Genomic DNA, 17,595 nt, shown 5'->3' with positions numbered 1-17,595 from the left:
TTCTGGCCATCAGCCGACGGGGACCTGTTCGATCAGCATCTTGAGCAGGGTTTCGTTGCCGGTGATCCCAAGGGTCTGGAACTGACACCGCGTGAAGGTGCAGTTGTGCACCGGAATGGCGCCGATCCCCATACTGCCCATAGGCTGGAACAGCATGTTGCGCAGGTCGCCGCTGGTCGGGCCGAAATGGGTGCTCTCGAAGTGGACGCCGTCGAGGACCAGCATCAGCGCCGGCCCCTCGATGACGCAATCCGTGAAGCTCCGGCCCTCGATCATCACCCCGCCGCCCGCCTGGACGCTGGCGCGGTAGAGGTCGAACAGGCAGAAGCTCGCGCCGGTGAACTCCCTGGCGAGCGGGTCCAGGGTGCGGGACGGCGCCGTGGGGGAGAAGGGCTGGTCGGTCATCAGGACAGTCCGCTTGCGGGATTGGGGGCGGCGAAGGGCGAGAAGCCGTAGTGGGCCAGCCATCGGGTGTCGGCCTCGAACATCGGGCGCAGGTCGGGAATGCCGTACTTCAGCATCGCCAGCCGATCCACGCCCATGCCGAAGGCGAAGCCCTGGTATTCATCCGGGTCGATGCCGCAGTTTCGCAGCACATTGGGATGCACCATCCCGCAGCCCAGAATCTCCATCCAGCTGTCGCCGGTGTTGAGCTTCAGCTCGCCGCCGGAGCGGTCGCAGCGGATGTCCATCTCGGCCGACGGCTCGGTGAAGGGGAAATGGTGCGGGCGGAAGCGGGCGTCGACGCCGTCCACCTCGAAGAAGCGGGCGACGAAGGTCTCCAGGGTCCACTTCAGGTGGCCCATGTGGATGCCGCGGTCGATGACCAGCCCCTCGACCTGATGGAACATCGGCGTGTGGGTGGCGTCGCTGTCCTTACGGAAGGTCCGGCCGGGCGCGATGATCCGGATCGGCGGCTTCTGCGTCATCATGGTGCGCACCTGCACCGGGCTGGTGTGGGTGCGCAGGACCTTGCGGTCGCCGGTTTCGGGGTCAGGCCTGAGGAAGAAGGTGTCGTGCATCTCCCGCGCCGGATGTTTCGGCGGAAAGTTCAGGGCCGTGAAATTGTGGAAGTCGTCCTCGATGTCGGGGCCTTCGGCGACCGCGAAGCCCATGTCGGCGAACAGGGCGATCATCTCATCCATCACCTGCATGGTGGGATGGACCGAACCCTTGCGGCGCGGGCGCGCCGGCAGGGTCAGATCGACATGTTCGGCCCGCAGCCGCGCGTCGAGCTCGGCGCCCTCCAGCTCGGCCTTGCGGGTCGCCAGGGCGGACGACACCCGGTCGCGCAGGCCGTTGATCATCGGCCCCTGTTCGCGGCGCTCGTCCGGCGACAGGGCGCCCATGCCCTTGAGCAGGCCGGAGATCGAGCCGGACTTGCCGAGGGCGGCGACGCGCAGCGCCTCGACCGCCGCGGCGGTCTCCGCCGCGCCGATGGCGTTGATCAGGTCGAGTTCGAGTTGGGCGAGATCGGTCATTGCGACCGTCGTCTAGCGGGCGCGGACGGTTTCGTCACCCCGCCCGCCGGACGGAAGCGCGGCGGGTCAGTCCTCGAGGACGAAGGAGACCTTCATATTGACGCGGTATTCGACGATCTCGCCGCCCTTGACCACGACCTTCTGCTCCTGGACCCAGGCGCCCGCGACATTGTTGAGGGTCTTGTCGGCCCGGGCGATGCCGCGTTTCAGCGCGTCCTCGAAGCTGACGGTGGACGAGGCGGTGACTTCGGTGACCTTGGCGATGGACATGGGATTCCCCGGGATTGAAGGCGCGCCGGATCGTGCGGCGCTGTCGTCTCAACGGGACGGGGCGGCGGGGGTTGCGTGGGAGCCCCTCACGACGACGCCCGCCCCGGAGACCGGAGCGGGCGTTCATCAGTCCTGCGGTTCAGCCTAGGCCTTCAGCGCGTCGCGGACCTTGTCGGCCACGGCCTTGAAGGCGGCCTCGTCGGCGGCCATCGCGGCCAGGACCTTGCGGTCCAGCTCGATGCCGGCCTCGCCGAGGCCGTGCATGAACTGCGAATAGGTGAAGCCTTCCAGACGCGCGGCGGCGTTGATGCGCTGGATCCACAGGGCGCGGAACGAGCGCTTCTTGTTGCGGCGGTCGCGGTAGGCGTATTGCCCGGCGCGGTCGACCGCGGCCTTGGCGGTGCGGATGGTGTTCTTGCGGCGGCCGTAGAAACCCTTGGCCTGCTTGAGAACCTTCTTGTGTCTGGCGTGGGAAACTACGCCGCGTTTGACGCGAGCCATGTCGCTATCCTTTCAAATTCTGTGTGGAGATCAGGTCGGGATGTCGCGCGCCGATCAGGCGTACGGCATGTAGGACTTGATCTTCTTGGCGTCGGCGTCGGCCATGACCGAGGTGCCGCGGTTCTGGCGGATGTATTTGCTGTTGTGGCTGATCAAGCGGTGCCGCTTGCCTGCCACGCCGGCTTTCACCTTGCCCGTCGCCGTGAATTTGAAGCGCTTCTTGGCGCCAGACTTCGTCTTCAGTTTCGGCATTTTCACTCTCTCTAAGTGGGCCTGCGCCGCCCGGACCAAAGTCCGGACGAGAGGCCTGATGAAAACCGCCCAGGCATGCCTGTTAGCCCGGCGGTTCGTACGCGAAGGCGCGGCTTCTAGTCCACGCGGCGCATAAAGGCAAGGTGCAGGCTCAACGCGGCGGGTTGTGTTGCTCCAGGAACCGGACGGTTTCGGCAAGCATCCACTGCCGGGTGGCGGCGCGGGACAGCCAGTGGTCCTCGCTGGGCAGCTCGACCAGTTCGAACGGCTTGCCCGCCCGGCGAAGGGCCTCGGCGAGAATCCGGCTCTGTTCGAACGGCACCACCGTGTCGTCGCGGCCATGCAGCATCAGGATGGGCGCGTCGGCGCGCGCGGCCTGGGCCGCCGGCGATATCTGGTCCAGGTCGCGGTCGCCCAGCCGGTCGGCGCCCATGAAGCGGTTCCAGTAGCGCACCACCGGCGAGTCGCGCCGTCCGCCCTGGTCCGCCTCCCACAGCACCATCTGCCGCGGGTCCGAGACGCCGGAGACGGCAACGGCGCAGCGGTAGACGCCGGGATCGAGCGTCGGCCCGGCCATCGCCGCATAGCCGCCATAGCTGGCGCCGACGATGCACACCCGGGCCGGATCGATGAGTCCCTCCGACGCCAGCCAGCGCACGCCGTCCGAGAGATCGGTCTGCATCTTGCGGCCCCACTCGCCATAGCCGGCCTCCAGATGCGCCGTGCCGAGGCCGTCGGAGCCACGGAAATTCGGTTGCAGCACCGCATATCCGCGCGAGGCCATCGCCTGGGCCCACCAGTCAAACGTCTTGTAGTCCCGGGCGGCCGGCCCTCCGTGCGGGAACACCACCAGCGGCAGACCCTTCGGATCGGTGACGCCGGGCGGCAGCGTCAGATAGCCCGGGATGCGCATCCCGTCGGCGGCCAGGTAGCTGATCGACCGCACCTCGCCGACGCGGGCGCCGGTGATGGTCGGGTAGGCCTCGCCCACGATCTCGGCCAGGCCGCGGTCCAGATCCACCAGTTGATAGGTGCCGGCGTCGCCCGTCCCCTGGGTGAAGACGATGATCTGGCGCATATCCTCCGACCAGGAGGTCAGGCTCACCTGCTTGCCCCGGAACGCCGCCTGCACCGACCGCCAGGCCCGGTCGGCGTCGGGATCGAGGAACCGCCACCTCACCTGGTCGTCTTCGCCGACGGTCCGCGCGCCGATCAGCAGCCTGGTCTTCGGATGGTGGATCAGACTGGTGGGCCGGCCTTCGAACGGCAGATCGGAAATGGCTCCGGTTGCGAGATCGAGGGCGTAGAATCCCTCATCACGGCCATCGATCCGACCGTGCAGGACGACGCTGTCTGTGGTCTGTCCGAATCCGGCCAGCCCGGGCGTGTCGATCTTCGCGTCCGTCTGCCACATCGTGCGCCAGAAGCCCCCGCGCCGGGCCTGGACCTCCCAGGTCTCGCCGTCATAGGTGACCCGCGCGACGGGCTCGCCATTGACGTCCAGCAGGGACGGCGGGCCTTTCCGGTCCGGCTCGACATGCTCCTCGCCCCTGCCGGTCGAAAGGTCGATGCGAAACAGGCCCCCGCCCTCGCGTCCCTGGCCGACCACGATCAGCGAAGGCTCGCCGTCGATCGTGCGCACGATCGGCGAACCGAACACCTTGGCGAAGACGCCGGGCGTGTGATTCAGCGCCAGCGCCACCCGTCGCGTGGGGATTTCGTAGATCGACGCATCGGCCAGCTCGGATCGCCTCAGGCCGATGGAGGCTCCGACCTGGGTGGCGGTGCTGTAGACATAGACGTGGTCTTCACCCACCCAGCCGATGTCACGAACCTTGACCGGCCCGGCGCGGACGCCGCCGATCAGGCTCATGTCGTTCAGGTCGTGGATGACCAGCGCGCGCTCCTCGCCAACGACCGTGACATAGGCGAGGCGGTCGCCGCTCGGCGAGACCTCGACCAGTTCATGCGCGGGCAGGGCGCCATAGGCGTCGAGCGGCGCGACGTCCTGGGCCCGGACTGCACCGGCCGTCAGGATCACGCCCGCTGCGGCAAGCGCAGACGCTGTGTATCGGATAGTCATACGCGGCCCCCGCCCCTTTGTGTCCGCGACCATAAGAGCGGGGGCGACGCGGCTGCAAGCGACGCCTTATTCAGCCGGCGCGGCGACCACCCCGGCCTGCCGTTTGCGAAACGCGCGTCCGGCATTGATGGCCATGACAGCCGCCGGAACGGTCAGGGCGGCGCCGATCAGGAAGGGCCAGTCATGGCCGAGGCCCGAGAACAGGGCGCCGGCCGCGATCGGGCCGAAGATGCGGGCGCTGGAGCTGGCTGCCATGTTCAGTCCCAGCATCGCGCCCTGGCGGTCCGGATCGACCGAGCGCGAGATCAGGGCCGAGATGTTGGGCATGGTCATCGCCATGCCGAAGGCTCCTGCGGCCATGATCACCGGGACCAGGGCCTCGGCGTCCGGCAGGAGGCGGCTGGCGGCCACCTGCCCCACCAGGCCGGCTCCGAAGATGAGACAGCCGACCGCCAGAACCCGCGCCTCGCCGAAGCGCCGGGCCAAGCGCCCGGCGATCAGGCCCTGGCAGATGGTCGAGACGATGCCGACCGCCATGAAGCTGAGCCCCACTTCGCGCGCGCCCCAGCCGTAGCGGGCCTCGGTCCAGAAGCCGAAGGTCGACTCCATGCCGGAGAAGCCCGCCATGTAGATCAGGGTGACCAGCAACACCCGGGACACCACCGGATTGGCGACGGCGTCGTGCACCCCGCTGAGGAACGGCGCACGCGGGGCGGCGGGATCGACCCTGGCTCGACTCTCCTTCAGCAGCACCGCAATGCCCACTGCGGCCAGCACGCACAGGCCGGCGGCGACGAAGATCGGCAGTTGATATCCGAGTGTCCCCATATCCGGGCGGGTCAGAAGGCCGCCCAGCCCCGGACCGACGATGAAGCCGAGACCGAAGGCCGCGCCGATCAGGCCCATGCGGCCGGCTCTCCGCTCCGGGGGCGTGACGTCGGCGACATAGCCCTGGACGGTCGAGATATTGCCGGCTCCCAAGCCGGTGAACAGCCGAATGCCGATGGCCAGCCAGATGTTGGGGGCGAAAGCCAGCATCAGATAGCCAAGGGCGTTGGCGATCACGGTGATCAGCAGCACGGGCTTGCGCCCGATCCGGTCCGACAGCCGGCCCCAGAATGGCTCGGCGAAGAACTGGCCAAGCGAATAGGCCGAGAACATCAGCGCCACCTGCCACGGCGGCGCGTCCAGCGTCTGGCCGTAGAAGGGCAACAGCGGCACGACGATGCCGAAGCCGACCAGATTGATGAAGACCACGCCGAAGAGGACGAACAGGGCGGAGCGGGAGGCGGCGGGGGCCGGGCCGGGTGCTGTCATGGCCCGACCATATCCCGCGCCTCGCGGCCGACAAACGAAAACGCCCCGGCCGTTTCCGGCCGGGGCGTTCTGCATCCTGAAAACCCTTCGGCCTATTTCGGCGCGAGGATCATGATCATCTGACGGCCTTCCATACGCGGCGCGTATTCGACCTTGGCGATCTCGTCGAAATCGGCCTGGACCTTGTTCAGCAGCTTCATGCCGAGCTCGGGGTGGGCCATCTCGCGGCCGCGGAAGCGCAGGGTCACCTTGACCTTGTCGCCCTCGTCGAAGAAGCGGTGCATGGCCTTGGCCTTCACCTCGTAGTCGTGGACGTCGATGTTGGGGCGGAGCTTGATCTCTTTCAGCTCGACGACCTTCTGGCGCTTGCGCGCCTCGGCCTTCTTCTTCTGCTCCTGGAAGCGGAATTTGCCGTAGTCGAGGATCTTGCAGACCGGCGGCTCCGACGTCGAGACGATCTGAACCAGGTCCATGCCGGCCTCTTCGGCGGCTTCCAGCGCGGCGGACGTCGGCATGACGCCTTGTTTCTCGCCGTTCTGATCAATCAACAGAACGCGCGGCGCGCGGATATCCTGGTTCATGGGGGGCCCGTCCTTGACGGGCGGCTGGTTCATCGGACGGCGAATGAGCGTCGGTTCCTTGCGTGGAAGAAGAAGTAGAGTTCTGACAGGCCGGAGCGCGCGACGGTTCGCCGCGTTCCCCTCCAGCGGCCTATATGACCGCGAACGCCCGTCTCTTCAAGGTTTGGCGGGGCCGCCCCCGCCGATGAACGCAGTATGCAGGTCGATCACGGCGTCGAAGACACGCTCCGTGGTCAGCGCCTCGATGGGGGCGAACGCGCCGCGGGTCTCGTTGGAAGCCGCAGTGCGGGTCTTTGGCCCCCAGGGCCCGTACAGCCACCATTCGGTCGGACCGAACAGTCCCAGCGTCGGCCGGCCCGCGGCGGCCGCCACGTGCATCAGCCCGGAATCATTGCCGACGAACAGGGCGGCGCGGTCGATCGCGGCCGCGGAGGCCAGGATGTCGCCCTTGCCGACAAAGTCGATCCCCCGAAGGCCCGCCGCCGCCAGGGCCGGCGCCGCCGGAGGATGGTCGCCCGGGCCGCCGACCAGCATGAAACGCCAGCCGTCGAACCGGGCATCGGCCTTCAGTCTCTCGACAAGCCCGCCCCAGCGATCCGCCGGCCAGCTCTTGCCGGGCTGGTGCGCGATGGGGGCAAGGGCGATGATCGGCCCCGGAGCGGTCGCCAGCTGGGGGTCGATGACGGCGGCGGCTTCGGTCCGCGCCTGATCGTCGAGAAAGATTTCCGGGTCCAGCGGCGCCGCGGCGCCCATCAGGCGCGACACCATCTCCACCTTGCGGACTCCGGTCTCCCACGACCGGTTGTAGACCACGCGCCGTTTCGCCGGGACCAGATAGCTGAGGGCCGAACCCCGGATGTCGATCACGAGGTCCCAGCGGACGCCGACCGCCTGCTTCCACAGGTCGACCCAGTGTCCGGCGAACTTCTTCTTGTCGAGGATGACGACCCGCTCGACGCCGGGCGCCGCGCGGAACAGCGGCGCGGGCGGGCGGCCGCTGGCGACGGTGATCCGCGCGCCCGGAAGCTGACGCCCGATCTCGCGGATCACGCCCGACGAGATGACGCAGTCGCCGATGCGGTTGGAGGTGACGAACAGAACCTTCGGGGCGGTCTGGGGATCGGGCACGCGCTTTGGCCTTCGCTTCATTACGCGGGGTTCGCTATCAGTCCGCGACGGTTTTCGCGAGAGGCGGCTCATGAGCGACGGCATTCAGCGGCTGCGGCGGCCGGACGGCGAGACCCTCGCCTTCCGGCGGATCGAGGGCGACGGTCCGACCGTCGTCTGGATCGGCGGTTTCCGCTCCGACATGGAAGGGACAAAGGCCCTGGTGCTGGACGCGGCGGCCCGCGAGCGGGGCTGGAACTATGTCCGCTACGATCATTTCGCCCACGGCCAGTCGACCGGGGACTGGCGCCAGGCCACCGTCGGCCGCTGGCGCGAGGACGCCATCGGCCTGATCGACAGTCTGGACGGGCCGGTCATTCCGGTCGGGTCGTCGATGGGGGGATGGGTGGCCCTGTTGCTGGCGCTGGCGCGGCCGGACCGAATGGCGGGGCTCGCGCTGGTCAATCCCGCCCACGACTTCACCGAGCGGCTGATGTGGCCCGGCCTTGCCGATCACGAGCGGCAGGCCATCCTGCGCGATGGAGAGACGCTGATCACCGAGGAAGGGCTCGGCGAATATGTCCTGACCCTCGCCATGTTCGAAGAGGCCCGTGACTGGTTGATGCTGGACGCGGCCATTCCGGTCGCCGCGCCCGTGCATATCCTGCAGGGGCGGGCCGACGACGTGGTGCCCTGGGGCCATGCGGTCCGTCTGGTCGAGCGCCTGACCGGAGGCGACATCCGGCTGGACCTGATCGAGGGCGGCGACCATCGCCTGTCCAGCCCGGCGGACCTGGAGCGCCTGATCGAGGCGATTGAACGGATGCGTCGTTGAGCGCTTAAATACAGACCGCATCGCAAGGAGATTCCCTCATGCGCGTCCTGACTTTCGCCCCCGCCCTGCTTCTGCTGGCCGCCGCCGGCTGCGCCCCGACCGCCGGCGTCGACCGCTACGCCTCCGAGCTTCAGCGTCTGTCTGACGACTGCGCCGCCCGGGGCGGCATTCTGTCCCCGACCGGCCAGCAATCGGGCCGACCCCAGACCGACAACGTCTGCAGGATCACCGGCGGCGCCTCGCGGCTGACCAGCGGCGGTTGAGCCTCGTCAGAGCAGGGCGGTGATCGCCGCCCTTGCCGCCTCGCCCAGGTCGGGACGTTTCAGCGCCAGGGCCACATTCGCCCTCAGCAGCCCGATCTTGTCGCCGCAGTCGTGGGTGACGCCCTCATACTCGACGGCCGTGAAGGTCTGTTCCTTCATCAGCCGGGCCATGCCGTCGGTCAGCTGGATCTCGCCGCCCGCGCCGCGCGGCTGATTTTGCAGAATGTCGAAGACTTCCGGCTGCAGGATATAGCGTCCCGAGATCGACAGGTTCGACGGCGCCTCGCCCCGGGGCGGCTTTTCGATCATCCCCTTCATGCGGATGTGGCGGCCGTCCCGATTCTCTGGATCGACGATGCCGTATTTGTGGGTTTCGCTCTCGGGCACAGCCTCCACGCCGATGACGTTGCCGCCGACCTGGGCGTAGACATCGGCCAGCTGTTTCAGCGCACCCGGCTGGGAGTCCACGATGACGTCGGGTAGCAGGACGGCGAACGGTTCATTGCCGATGATATCGCGGGCGCACCAGACGGCGTGGCCGAGGCCCAGCGGCTGCATCTGCCGTGTGAAACTCATTTCGCCGGCCGTCGCCAGTTCGGCGATCATGGCGTCGAGGATGTCGGTCTTGCCCTTGGCCAGAAGCTGGGCCTCGAGTTCGATCTGGTGATCGAAATAGTCCTCGATCGCGCCCTTTGACCGACCGGTGACGAAGACGATGTGCTCGATCCCGGCCTCGCGCGCCTCTTCCACGATGTAGCTGAGGATCGGCCGGTCGACGACGTTCAGCAGTTCCTTGGGCGTGGTCTTGGTGCCGGGCAGAACCCGCGTGCCGAGGCCGGCGACGGGCAGGACGGCCTTGCGAAGGCGGCGGCTGTGAGCGGTCATGCGGAATCCTGAACGGCGGGGTCGGACAGCCTAAACGCATCCGCGCCCGGATGCGATCACTCGACGGTGACGGACTTGGCCAGATTGCGGGGCTGGTCGACGTCCGTGCCCTTCTGGACGGCGGTGTAATAGGCCAGCAGCTGCACCGGGATGGCGTAGACCAGCGGCGCGATCAGCGAGTGGCACGCGGGCGCGTCGACGCGGCGGATGCCGGCGCCGTGCGGATCAGGCGCGGATTTCGGCGCGATCATGATCACCGGCCCGCCGCGCGCGGCCACCTCCTGCAGGTTGGAGGCGGTCTTCTCGAACACTTCGTCCAGCGGGGCGAGGGCGATGATCGGGGTGAATTCGTCGACCAGGGCGATGGGGCCGTGTTTCAACTCGCCGGCGGCATATCCCTCGGCGTGGATATAGCTGATCTCCTTCAGCTTCAGCGCGCCCTCCATGGCCAGGGGGAACATCGCCCCACGACCGAGGAACAGGACGTCTGTGGCCTTGGCGATGTCTTGGGCGACGGCCTTCAGGTCGTCCTCCATCGCCATGGCCTCGGCGATCAGGCGCGGCGCCTCGAACAGGGCCTTGACCAGTGCGACCTCGCGCAAGGGGTCGATATGGCCGCGCTGGACGCCGGCCGCGACGGCGAGCGCCAGCAGGGCGGCGACCTGGGCCGTGAAGGCCTTGGTCGAGGCGACGCCGATCTCGGGGCCCGCGTGGGTGGGCCACAGGTGGCCCGCCTCACGCGCCATCGAGGACGAGTGGACATTGACCAGGGCGGCGGTCTTCAGCCCCTTGGCCTTGCACCAGGACAGGCTGGCCAGGGTGTCGGCGGTTTCACCCGACTGGCTGACCGCGACGGCCAGCGTTCCGGGCGTCAGGGCCGGTTGACGATAACGGAATTCCGAGGCGATCTCGACGTCGCAGGGAAGACCCGCCAGCTTCTCGAACGCATAGCGACCGATCTGGCCGGCGTAGAAGGCGGTGCCGCAAGCCACGATCTGGATCCGGTCGATGGCGGCGAAGTCTGCGGAGTCTGTCTTGGCCTTGCCGTTCACGAAATCGAGGTAGTGCGACAGGGTGTGCTGAACGCTGTCGGGCTGCTCATGGATCTCCTTCTCCATGAAATGCCGGTACTCGCCCTTTTCGACCAGGGCCGACGAGGCCGAGACCTGCACGATCGGCCGCTCGACCGCGGCGCCGTCCACGTCGAACATGCGCGCGCCGTTCCGGTCGACGCCGACATAGTCGCCCTCTTCCAGATAGGAGATCTTCTGGGTGAAGGGGCCGACCGCCAGGGCGTCGGAGCCCAGGTACATCTCGCCCTCTCCCCAGCCGACCACCAGCGGACTGCCGCGTCGGGCGCCCATGATCAACCCGTCCTCGCCCTCGACCAGCACCGCCAGGGCATAGGCCCCGGTCAGCCGGTCCAGCACGGTCTTGAAGGCGACCAGCGGATCGTTGTCGGTCCCCAGCGCACGGTCGATCAAATGGGCCACGACCTCGGTGTCGGTCTGGCTTTCGAAGACATGGCCCTCGGCGGCCAGCTCGGCCTTCAGCTCGGCGAAATTCTCGATGATGCCGTTGTGGACCAGCACCACCCGCCCCGCATGGTGGGGGTGGGCGTTGGCCGTGGTCGGGGCGCCGTGCGTGGCCCAACGGGTGTGGCCGATGCCGATGGTGGCGTTCAGGGGTTCGGCGAGCAGGACCGCTTCCAGCTCGCGGATCTTGCCCTTGGCGCGACGGCGTTCGATGCGGCCATCGACCAGGGCCGCGACGCCGGCGGAGTCATAGCCCCGGTATTCCAGCCGCTTCAGACTGTCGATCAAACGGGGAACCGCCGGGCCGACGCCCGTCACGCCAATGATGCCGCACATAGATAAATCCCTCGGAAATCTGCCTTTCCGTGCTTTGCGCACGGACGGGTAACGGTCTAAGCCGAGCCCGGCTGTCTGGCGCCGATGTAGGCGACAGGCGCCCCGGTTTGCACCTAAAAAGCGGTTTCGCAAGGTTTCTGCGACCGCGACGAGAGGAAGACGACGCTTGGGCGAGAGACGCTATTTCGGCACGGACGGCATCCGCGGACGCGCCAATACCCATCCGATGACTCCCGAGGTGGCGCTGCGGGTCGGGCTGGCGGCCGGGCGGCTGTTCATGTCGTCCGACGACCGTCGCCATCTGGTGGTGATCGGCAAGGACACGCGGTTGTCCGGCTACATGATCGAGCCGGCGCTGGTCGCGGGCTTCGCCTCGGCGGGCATGGACGTTCTGACCTTCGGGCCCCTGCCGACCCCCGGCGTGGCGATGATGACCCGCTCGATGCGGGCCGACATCGGGGTGATGATCTCCGCTTCGCACAACGCCTATCTGGACAATGGCATCAAGCTGTTCGGGCCCGACGGCTACAAGCTGTCGGATGAAGTCGAGTTGAAGATCGAGTCCATGATGGACCAGGCCCTCGACGCGGGCCTCGCGCCCCCGGACAAGCTGGGACGGGTCAAGCGCGTCGACGACGCCCAGGCCCGCTATATCGAGATCGCCAAGGCCAGCTTCCCCAAGGGTCGGAGCCTTCAGGGCCTGCGGATCGCCGTCGATTGCGCCAACGGGGCCGGCTACAAGGTCGCGCCCACGACGCTGTACGAACTCGGCGCCGAGGTCTTCCCGATCGGCGTCGATCCCAACGGGCTGAACATCAACGCGAACTGCGGTTCGACCTATCCCCAGGCCCTGGCCGAGGCGGTCAAGGCCCATCGCGCCGACATCGGCATCGCCCTGGACGGGGATGCGGACCGCGTCATCATCTGCGATGAGAAAGGTCAGGTCGTCGACGGCGATCAGATCATGGCCATGGTGGCCCTGGACTGGGCCAGGCGAGGTCTGCTGGTCGGCGGCGGCGTGGTGGCGACCGTCATGTCCAACCTCGGGATGGAGCGCGCGCTGAACGCGGCCGGACTGACGCTGGAGCGGACCCAGGTCGGCGACCGCTATGTCATGGAGCGGATGCGCCAGGGCGGCTTCAACATGGGCGGCGAACAGTCCGGCCACATCATCCTGCACGACTACGCCACCACCGGCGACGGCCTGCTGTCGGCCCTGCAGGTGCTGGCGGTGATGGTCGAAAGCGGCCGCGCCATGAGCGACCTCGCCCGCCAGTTCGAACCGGTGCCGCAACTGCTCGAGAACGTCCGCTTCACGGCGGGCAAGCCGCTGCAGGACGCCGCGGTCAAGGCGGCCATCGCCGCCGCCGAAGCGCGTCTGGCCGGAGTCGGGCGCCTGCTGGTCCGGCCCTCGGGCACCGAGAAACTGATCCGTGTCATGGCCGAGGGCGATGACGCGGCGCTGGTGAAATCGGTCGTGGCCGACGTGGTCGCGGCGGTGAAGGCGGCGGGGTAGCGGCTCCGAACTGAACGGTGGATCACGACGCCTCCCCGGCGCAGTCTCGCATGATGATTCCCGCACGCCTTCGGGGCGCCCTGTCCTTGATACCAGGCGTGATCGCCTGCGCGGCGGTCACCCTGGCGGCCGTTGGCGCCCAGGCGCTTGAGCTGCGGCTCCTCGGCCGGGGATGGATCGAGGCCATTGTGCTGGCCATTCTGATCGGGGCCGCCGTGCGATCCGTGTGGACTCCGCCCGCCGGCCTGCGGCCCGGGATCGAGTTCAGCGCCCGAACCCTGCTGGAGATCGCGGTGGTGCTGCTGGGCGCCTCGATCAGCGCCGCCACGGTCATGGCCATCGGTCCCGGACTGCTGGCGGGGACCGTCCTGATCGTCGTGCTCGCCCTCGCCGTCAGCTATGGGCTCGGGCGGTTGTTGCATCTGCCGCACCGGATGGCGGTGCTGATCGCGTGCGGCAACGCCATCTGCGGCAACTCGGCCATAGCCGCGGTGGCCCCGGTGATCGACGCCGACGCCGAGGACGTATCCGCCGCCATCGCCTTCACCGCCGTCCTCGGAGTCGGCGTGGTGCTCGTCCTCCCGCTGCTCGGCGTGGCGTTGGGGATGACGGACCTGAACTACGGCGTCCTCGCCGGCCTGACCGTCTATGCCGTGCCCCAGGTGCTGGCCGCCACCATGCCCACGGGCGCGGTGGCGACCCAGGCCGGGACGCTGATCAAGCTGGTCCGCGTGCTGATGCTGGGTCCGGTCTGCCTGTTCCTGGCCGTCGCCACCGCCCTCGGCCGCAGGTCCGACCGCGACGTTCCCGTCCAGGGCGATATGGGAGCGGCCCGGCCGCGCCGGATCTCGGTCGGCCAGCTGGTTCCGTGGTTCATCGTCGGCTTCCTGCTGATGATGGCGGCGCGGTCGCTCGACCTGATCCCCGCCCCTGCCCTGCCGGTGATGGCCGAGGTCGCCACCGCCCTGACACTGATCTCGATGGCCGGCCTGGGGCTGAGCACCGACGCCCGCGCCGTCGCCCGCTCGGGCGTCCGCATCGCCGCCGTCGTCACCCTGTCGCTGCTGTCGCTGATCGGCCTGGCCCTCGGCCTGATCGGGTTGCTCGGGGTCTTCTGAGGTTCGGCGCGGTCGCTGGATTCAGAGCCGCGCACCCGCCAGCGTTCCGACCAGGCCTTCGATCCGCTTGCGGATATCAGGCACGGCGACGGTCTCCCAGAAGGCCGCGCGAGCCGGCGGACCCAGGACGAACAGCGAGCGGTCGGGCGCGCCCGTCGCATCGAGGACCCGGCCCTCCGCATCGAGATCCAGCCCGAGTCCCAGGGGGTCCAGCCGGGCCCGGCCCGATCCGATCAGCGGACCCGTCAGGGGCGCGGTCGCGGGATCGTGCCCCGGCCCGGTGCAGTCGATCAGCCAGCGGCCCGTCAGCGGGGCGGGCGACCCGCCCCGCCGCGGCGTCCACGCCAGCGTGATCCCTTCGCCGGTCTGTTCGGCGCGGCGGACGCGACCGGCGAGGATGACCAGCCGGCCGTCGGCTTCCAGCCTCTCCATCGTGCCCGCGACGCTGTCGGCGATGCGGTGCCGGTGAACGTCCCACCAAGGGCGCAGGTGACGGAGGAAGCGGGCGCGGGTCGCGGGGTCGGCGGCGACCCACACGGCGGCTGTGATCGGGCGCAGCCCCTCCATGACGCCGCGCCAGTCGTCCCCGGCCGAAAGCCGCCGGGCCTCGGCCACCCGTCGCGAAAGGGGCCCCGATGTCAGCGCGTCGCCCGGCGAGACCGGAGGGTCGTGGCGCCCTCCGTGGGCGCGGGGCGTCAGCCCGCGTCGCGACAGCGCCGTCGCCCGGCCGCGCCAGCCGCGAGCCTGCAGCCACAGCATGATATCGACCATGGTCAGGCCGGTGCCGAGAATGATCACATCGTCCTCCGGACCGATAATATCCAGGGCGTCGGGCCGCCACGGATCGCCGATCACCTGGTCCGGGCCGTCCGCGCGGAGCGTATCCGCGGTTCCCGGGGCCGGGTTGCCGGTGGCCAGGACCACGGCGTCGGCCTCGATCCGCCGTCCGTCCGAGAGGCGCACGGCCGTTCCCGCAACGGCGACGGCCTCGCCGACGACCCGCGTGATCAGGCCCGGTTGGGCGGCCTCGGCCCGCGCGAGCCGGTCCTCGACATAGAGGCCGTACAGCCGGCGCGGCGTGAAGCCTTCCGGATCGGCGTGGTCGGGATGGTGCGCCTCCAGCCAGCGCACGAAGTCGTCGGGCCGTCCCTCGACCGCGCTCATCCGGTTCGAGCGCACATTCAGCACATGGCCGTCGAACCCGGTCGAATAGGCGACGCCCGGACCGAAGACGCCGGTCCGGTCGATCAGGACCGAGGCGACGCTCCGCTCGGCCAGCCGCGCGGCCAGCATGGCGCCGGAGAAGCCGCCGCCGACGATGGCGACGCGCTGGATGGTTCCAGCCTCGCGCGCCGGGGCGGTCATCGCCGGTTCAGTCCCGCTCGATGCACATGGCCACGCCCATGCCGCCGCCGATGCACAGCGTCGCCAGACCCTTCTTCGCATCGCGCCGCTTCATCTCGTGCAGCAGGGTGGTCAGGATGCGGGCGCCGGAGGCGCCGATGGGGTGGCCGATGGCGATGGCGCCGCCGTTGACGTTGACCTTGTCAGGATCGAGCCCGAGTTCGCGCAGGACGCACAGGCTCTGGGCGGCGAAGGCCTCGTTGGACTCGACCAGGTCGAGATCGGCGACGGTCCAGCCCGCCTTCTCCAGCGCCTTCCTCGAGGCCGGGATCGGGCCCGTGCCCATGACCGCCGGATCGACGCCGGCCGTGGCGGAGGAGACGATCCGGGCGAGGACTTCAAGGCCGCGCGCCTTCGCCTCGTCGGCGCTCATCAGCACCAGGGCGGCGGCGCCGTCGTTGAGGCCCGAGGCGTTGGCGGCGGTGACCGAGCCTTCCTTGGTGAAGGCCGGGCGCAGCTTCTCCATGGCTTCAAGGGTTGCGCCGTGGCGAATGAACTCGTCCTTGTCGACGACCACGTCGCCCTTCCTCGAGGCGATGGTCACGGGGACGATCTCGTCGTCGAAGCGGCCGGCCTTCTGGGCCGCCTCGGCCTTGTGCTGGCTGGCGACGGCGAAGGCGTCCTGGTCGGCGCGGCTGATCCGGAACTGTTCGGCGACGTTCTCGGCCGTCTGGCCCATGTGATAGCCGTTGAAGGCGTCCCACAGCCCGTCCCGGATCATGGTGTCGATCAGCGACAGGTCGCCCATCTTCTGGCCGGTGCGCAGGTGCTGGGCGTGGGGCGCCTGGCTCATGCTCTCCTGGCCGCCGGCGACGACGATCCTGGCGTCGCCGAGGGCGATCTGCTGCGCGCCGATGGCGACGGCGCGCAGGCCCGAGCCGCAGATCTGGTTCAGACTCCAGGCCGCCGTCTCCTTCGGGATGCCCGCGCCCATGGCCGCCTGCCGCGCCGGTCCCTGACCCGCCGCCGCCTGAAGCACGTGGCCGAGGATGACCTCGTCCACGTCGGCCGCATCCACTCCGGCCCGCTCCAGCGCGGCGCGGATGGCGATCTCGCCCAGTTTCGACGCCGGCAGGCTGGACAGGCCGCCGAGGAAGGCGCCGACCGGCGTGCGGGCGGCGGAGACGATGACGACGTCGATGGACATGCAGCAACCTCGGAACGGGGCCGCGGGGCGGGGGAGCGCCGGGCCATGGAAAACGAAACCTCTACGCCCGTCGGGGGCGTTAGGTCGCGGGAAACAAGTCGTGGCGTTTCTGCCGCATCGCAACGCCTTCGTCACGCCTGACAGCGCCGTTCACCGCATGGTCACCGGGTCCGCTCCATGTTCGCGGGAACGAATAGAGCGACAAAGGCTTGATGGTGGCCATGCTCACGCGATTGAAGAATGTGTTCGTCCAGGTCTGCGTGCCGGACGAACTGGATATGGTCGAGCACTACCGCTCGCCCGCCGAAAAGACGGCCGACCTCGTCGTGCACGTCGTCGGCCTGACGCTGGCCGCCGTGGGCGGGATCGTGCTGGCGGTGCTGGCCGCCCTCTACGTCGGCCTCGGCGCCGTCGCCGCCACGGCCATCTATGCGCTGTGCCTGATCGCCATGCTGGCCGCCTCGACCGTCTACAACCAGACGCGTCCCTGCGCCGCGCGGCCGATCCTGCGCCGCATGGACGAGGCGGCGATCTTTCTGATGATCGCCGGCAGCTACACCCCCTTCACCACCCAGCGCTTCGAGGGCGCCTGGTCGATCGGCTTCACCCTGCTGGTCTGGGCCATCGCCATCGCCGGGGTCGGGGCCAAGCTGGTCGCGCCGCGGATTTCCGACGCCTTCTGGGCCGGGGTCTACGCCCTGTTCGGCTGGCTGGCCGTGATCGCCCTGAAGCCCATGATCGACACCGTTCACCCGATCGCGCTCGGCCTGCTGGTGCTGGGGGGGTTGATCTACACCGCCGGCGTGTTCGTCTTCATCAGCCCGAGGGTGAAATTCCGCCGCGCCATCTGGCACGGCTTCGTCGTCACCGGCGCGACCGTCCACTGGGCCGCGGTGCTGGTCGGCGTCGTCCTGGCCCCCGCCGCCGCCGGCGTCGGCTAGACATTCCCGTGCGCAGCGCAGCA

Annotated in this window: 18 protein-coding genes; 5 read left to right on the top strand and 13 right to left on the bottom strand. The window is 68.9% G+C overall.

Going from position 1 to position 17,595, the window contains the following annotated elements:
- Nucleotides 1-9 precede the first annotated feature (9 nt).
- The 9 genes from ASD59_RS01875 to ASD59_RS01835 all read right to left on the bottom strand — a co-directional run bounded on the left by ASD59_RS01875 (nt 10) and on the right by ASD59_RS01835 (nt 7,613).
- Entirely contained in the window at nt 10-405 is a 396-nt protein-coding gene (locus ASD59_RS01875; RefSeq protein ID WP_055827454.1) for a hypothetical protein, read from the bottom strand.
- On the bottom strand, nt 405-1,481 hold the full coding sequence (gene pheS, locus ASD59_RS01870) for a phenylalanine--tRNA ligase subunit alpha (protein WP_055827451.1): 1,077 nt from the start codon (nt 1,479-1,481) through the stop codon (nt 405-407). Before pheS ends, ASD59_RS01875 begins: the two co-directional genes overlap by 1 nt.
- Nucleotides 1,482-1,547: 66 nt before the next feature.
- Nucleotides 1,548-1,751 (bottom strand): dodecin family protein, encoded by a 204-nt coding sequence (locus ASD59_RS01865; protein WP_055827449.1) that lies wholly within the window; start codon nt 1,749-1,751, stop codon nt 1,548-1,550.
- A 144-nt stretch (nt 1,752-1,895) separates the two neighbouring features.
- Complete coding sequence (gene rplT / locus ASD59_RS01860) at nt 1,896-2,252, bottom strand: 50S ribosomal protein L20 (protein WP_055827447.1); 357 nt, start codon at nt 2,250-2,252, stop codon at nt 1,896-1,898.
- Between the two features lie 54 nt (nt 2,253-2,306).
- Complete coding sequence (gene rpmI, locus ASD59_RS01855; protein WP_003166435.1) at nt 2,307-2,504, bottom strand: 50S ribosomal protein L35; 198 nt, start codon at nt 2,502-2,504, stop codon at nt 2,307-2,309.
- 151 nt (nt 2,505-2,655) lie between these two features.
- Nucleotides 2,656-4,587 (bottom strand): alpha/beta hydrolase family protein, encoded by a 1,932-nt coding sequence (locus tag ASD59_RS01850; protein WP_082560010.1) that lies wholly within the window; start codon nt 4,585-4,587, stop codon nt 2,656-2,658.
- 66 nt (nt 4,588-4,653) lie between these two features.
- On the bottom strand, nt 4,654-5,904 hold the full coding sequence (locus tag ASD59_RS01845; RefSeq protein ID WP_055827444.1) for an MFS transporter: 1,251 nt from the start codon (nt 5,902-5,904) through the stop codon (nt 4,654-4,656).
- A gap of 92 nt (nt 5,905-5,996) precedes the next feature.
- Nucleotides 5,997-6,518 (bottom strand): translation initiation factor IF-3, encoded by a 522-nt coding sequence (gene infC / locus ASD59_RS01840; protein ID WP_055827440.1) that lies wholly within the window; start codon nt 6,516-6,518, stop codon nt 5,997-5,999.
- A gap of 123 nt (nt 6,519-6,641) precedes the next feature.
- Nucleotides 6,642-7,613, bottom strand: a complete 972-nt coding sequence (locus tag ASD59_RS01835) for a glycosyltransferase family 9 protein (RefSeq protein WP_235561691.1) — start codon at nt 7,611-7,613, stop codon at nt 6,642-6,644.
- Between the two features lie 70 nt (nt 7,614-7,683).
- On the opposite strand from ASD59_RS01835, the gene ASD59_RS01830 reads away from it, so the two are divergent.
- Both ASD59_RS01830 and ASD59_RS01825 read left to right on the top strand, forming a co-directional pair.
- Nucleotides 7,684-8,427, top strand: coding sequence for an alpha/beta fold hydrolase (locus ASD59_RS01830; RefSeq protein ID WP_055827434.1), 744 nt, complete (start codon nt 7,684-7,686; stop codon nt 8,425-8,427).
- A 38-nt stretch (nt 8,428-8,465) separates the two neighbouring features.
- Nucleotides 8,466-8,690: a hypothetical protein gene (locus tag ASD59_RS01825; RefSeq protein WP_055827431.1), complete on the top strand. Its 225-nt coding sequence runs from the start codon at nt 8,466-8,468 to the stop codon at nt 8,688-8,690.
- Nucleotides 8,691-8,696: 6 nt separating this feature from the next.
- On the opposite strand, the gene galU is transcribed toward ASD59_RS01825, so the two are convergent.
- Nucleotides 8,697-9,575, bottom strand: coding sequence for a UTP--glucose-1-phosphate uridylyltransferase GalU (gene galU, locus ASD59_RS01820; RefSeq protein WP_055827429.1), 879 nt, complete (start codon nt 9,573-9,575; stop codon nt 8,697-8,699).
- Nucleotides 9,576-9,631: 56 nt separating this feature from the next.
- Nucleotides 9,632-11,446, bottom strand: a complete 1,815-nt coding sequence (gene glmS, locus ASD59_RS01815; RefSeq protein ID WP_055827426.1) for a glutamine--fructose-6-phosphate transaminase (isomerizing) — start codon at nt 11,444-11,446, stop codon at nt 9,632-9,634.
- A 166-nt stretch (nt 11,447-11,612) separates the two neighbouring features.
- On the opposite strand from glmS, the gene glmM reads away from it, so the two are divergent.
- Complete coding sequence (glmM, locus tag ASD59_RS01810; protein WP_055827423.1) at nt 11,613-12,962, top strand: phosphoglucosamine mutase; 1,350 nt, start codon at nt 11,613-11,615, stop codon at nt 12,960-12,962.
- A 50-nt stretch (nt 12,963-13,012) separates the two neighbouring features.
- Nucleotides 13,013-14,080, top strand: a complete 1,068-nt coding sequence (locus ASD59_RS01805) for a YeiH family protein (protein WP_082560009.1) — start codon at nt 13,013-13,015, stop codon at nt 14,078-14,080.
- A gap of 21 nt (nt 14,081-14,101) precedes the next feature.
- Here the strand turns inward: ASD59_RS01805 and ASD59_RS01800 are convergent, their stop codons facing one another.
- A complete protein-coding gene (locus ASD59_RS01800; RefSeq protein WP_055827421.1) occupies nt 14,102-15,445 on the bottom strand; it encodes an FAD/NAD(P)-binding protein in 1,344 nt (447 codons plus the stop codon).
- Between the two features lie 7 nt (nt 15,446-15,452).
- A complete protein-coding gene (locus ASD59_RS01795; protein WP_055827418.1) occupies nt 15,453-16,631 on the bottom strand; it encodes an acetyl-CoA C-acetyltransferase in 1,179 nt (392 codons plus the stop codon).
- Between the two features lie 221 nt (nt 16,632-16,852).
- On the opposite strand from ASD59_RS01795, the gene trhA reads away from it, so the two are divergent.
- Nucleotides 16,853-17,572 (top strand): PAQR family membrane homeostasis protein TrhA, encoded by a 720-nt coding sequence (gene trhA / locus ASD59_RS01790; protein WP_055829613.1) that lies wholly within the window; start codon nt 16,853-16,855, stop codon nt 17,570-17,572.
- The last annotated feature ends 23 nt before the right edge of the window (nt 17,573-17,595 follow it).

The organism is Brevundimonas sp. Root608 (genome assembly GCF_001427825.1).
Lineage (GTDB): Bacteria > Pseudomonadota > Alphaproteobacteria > Caulobacterales > Caulobacteraceae > Brevundimonas.
The sequence above is the reverse complement of the archived record's forward strand: the minus strand, read 5'-3'. Positions and strand labels throughout refer to the sequence as shown.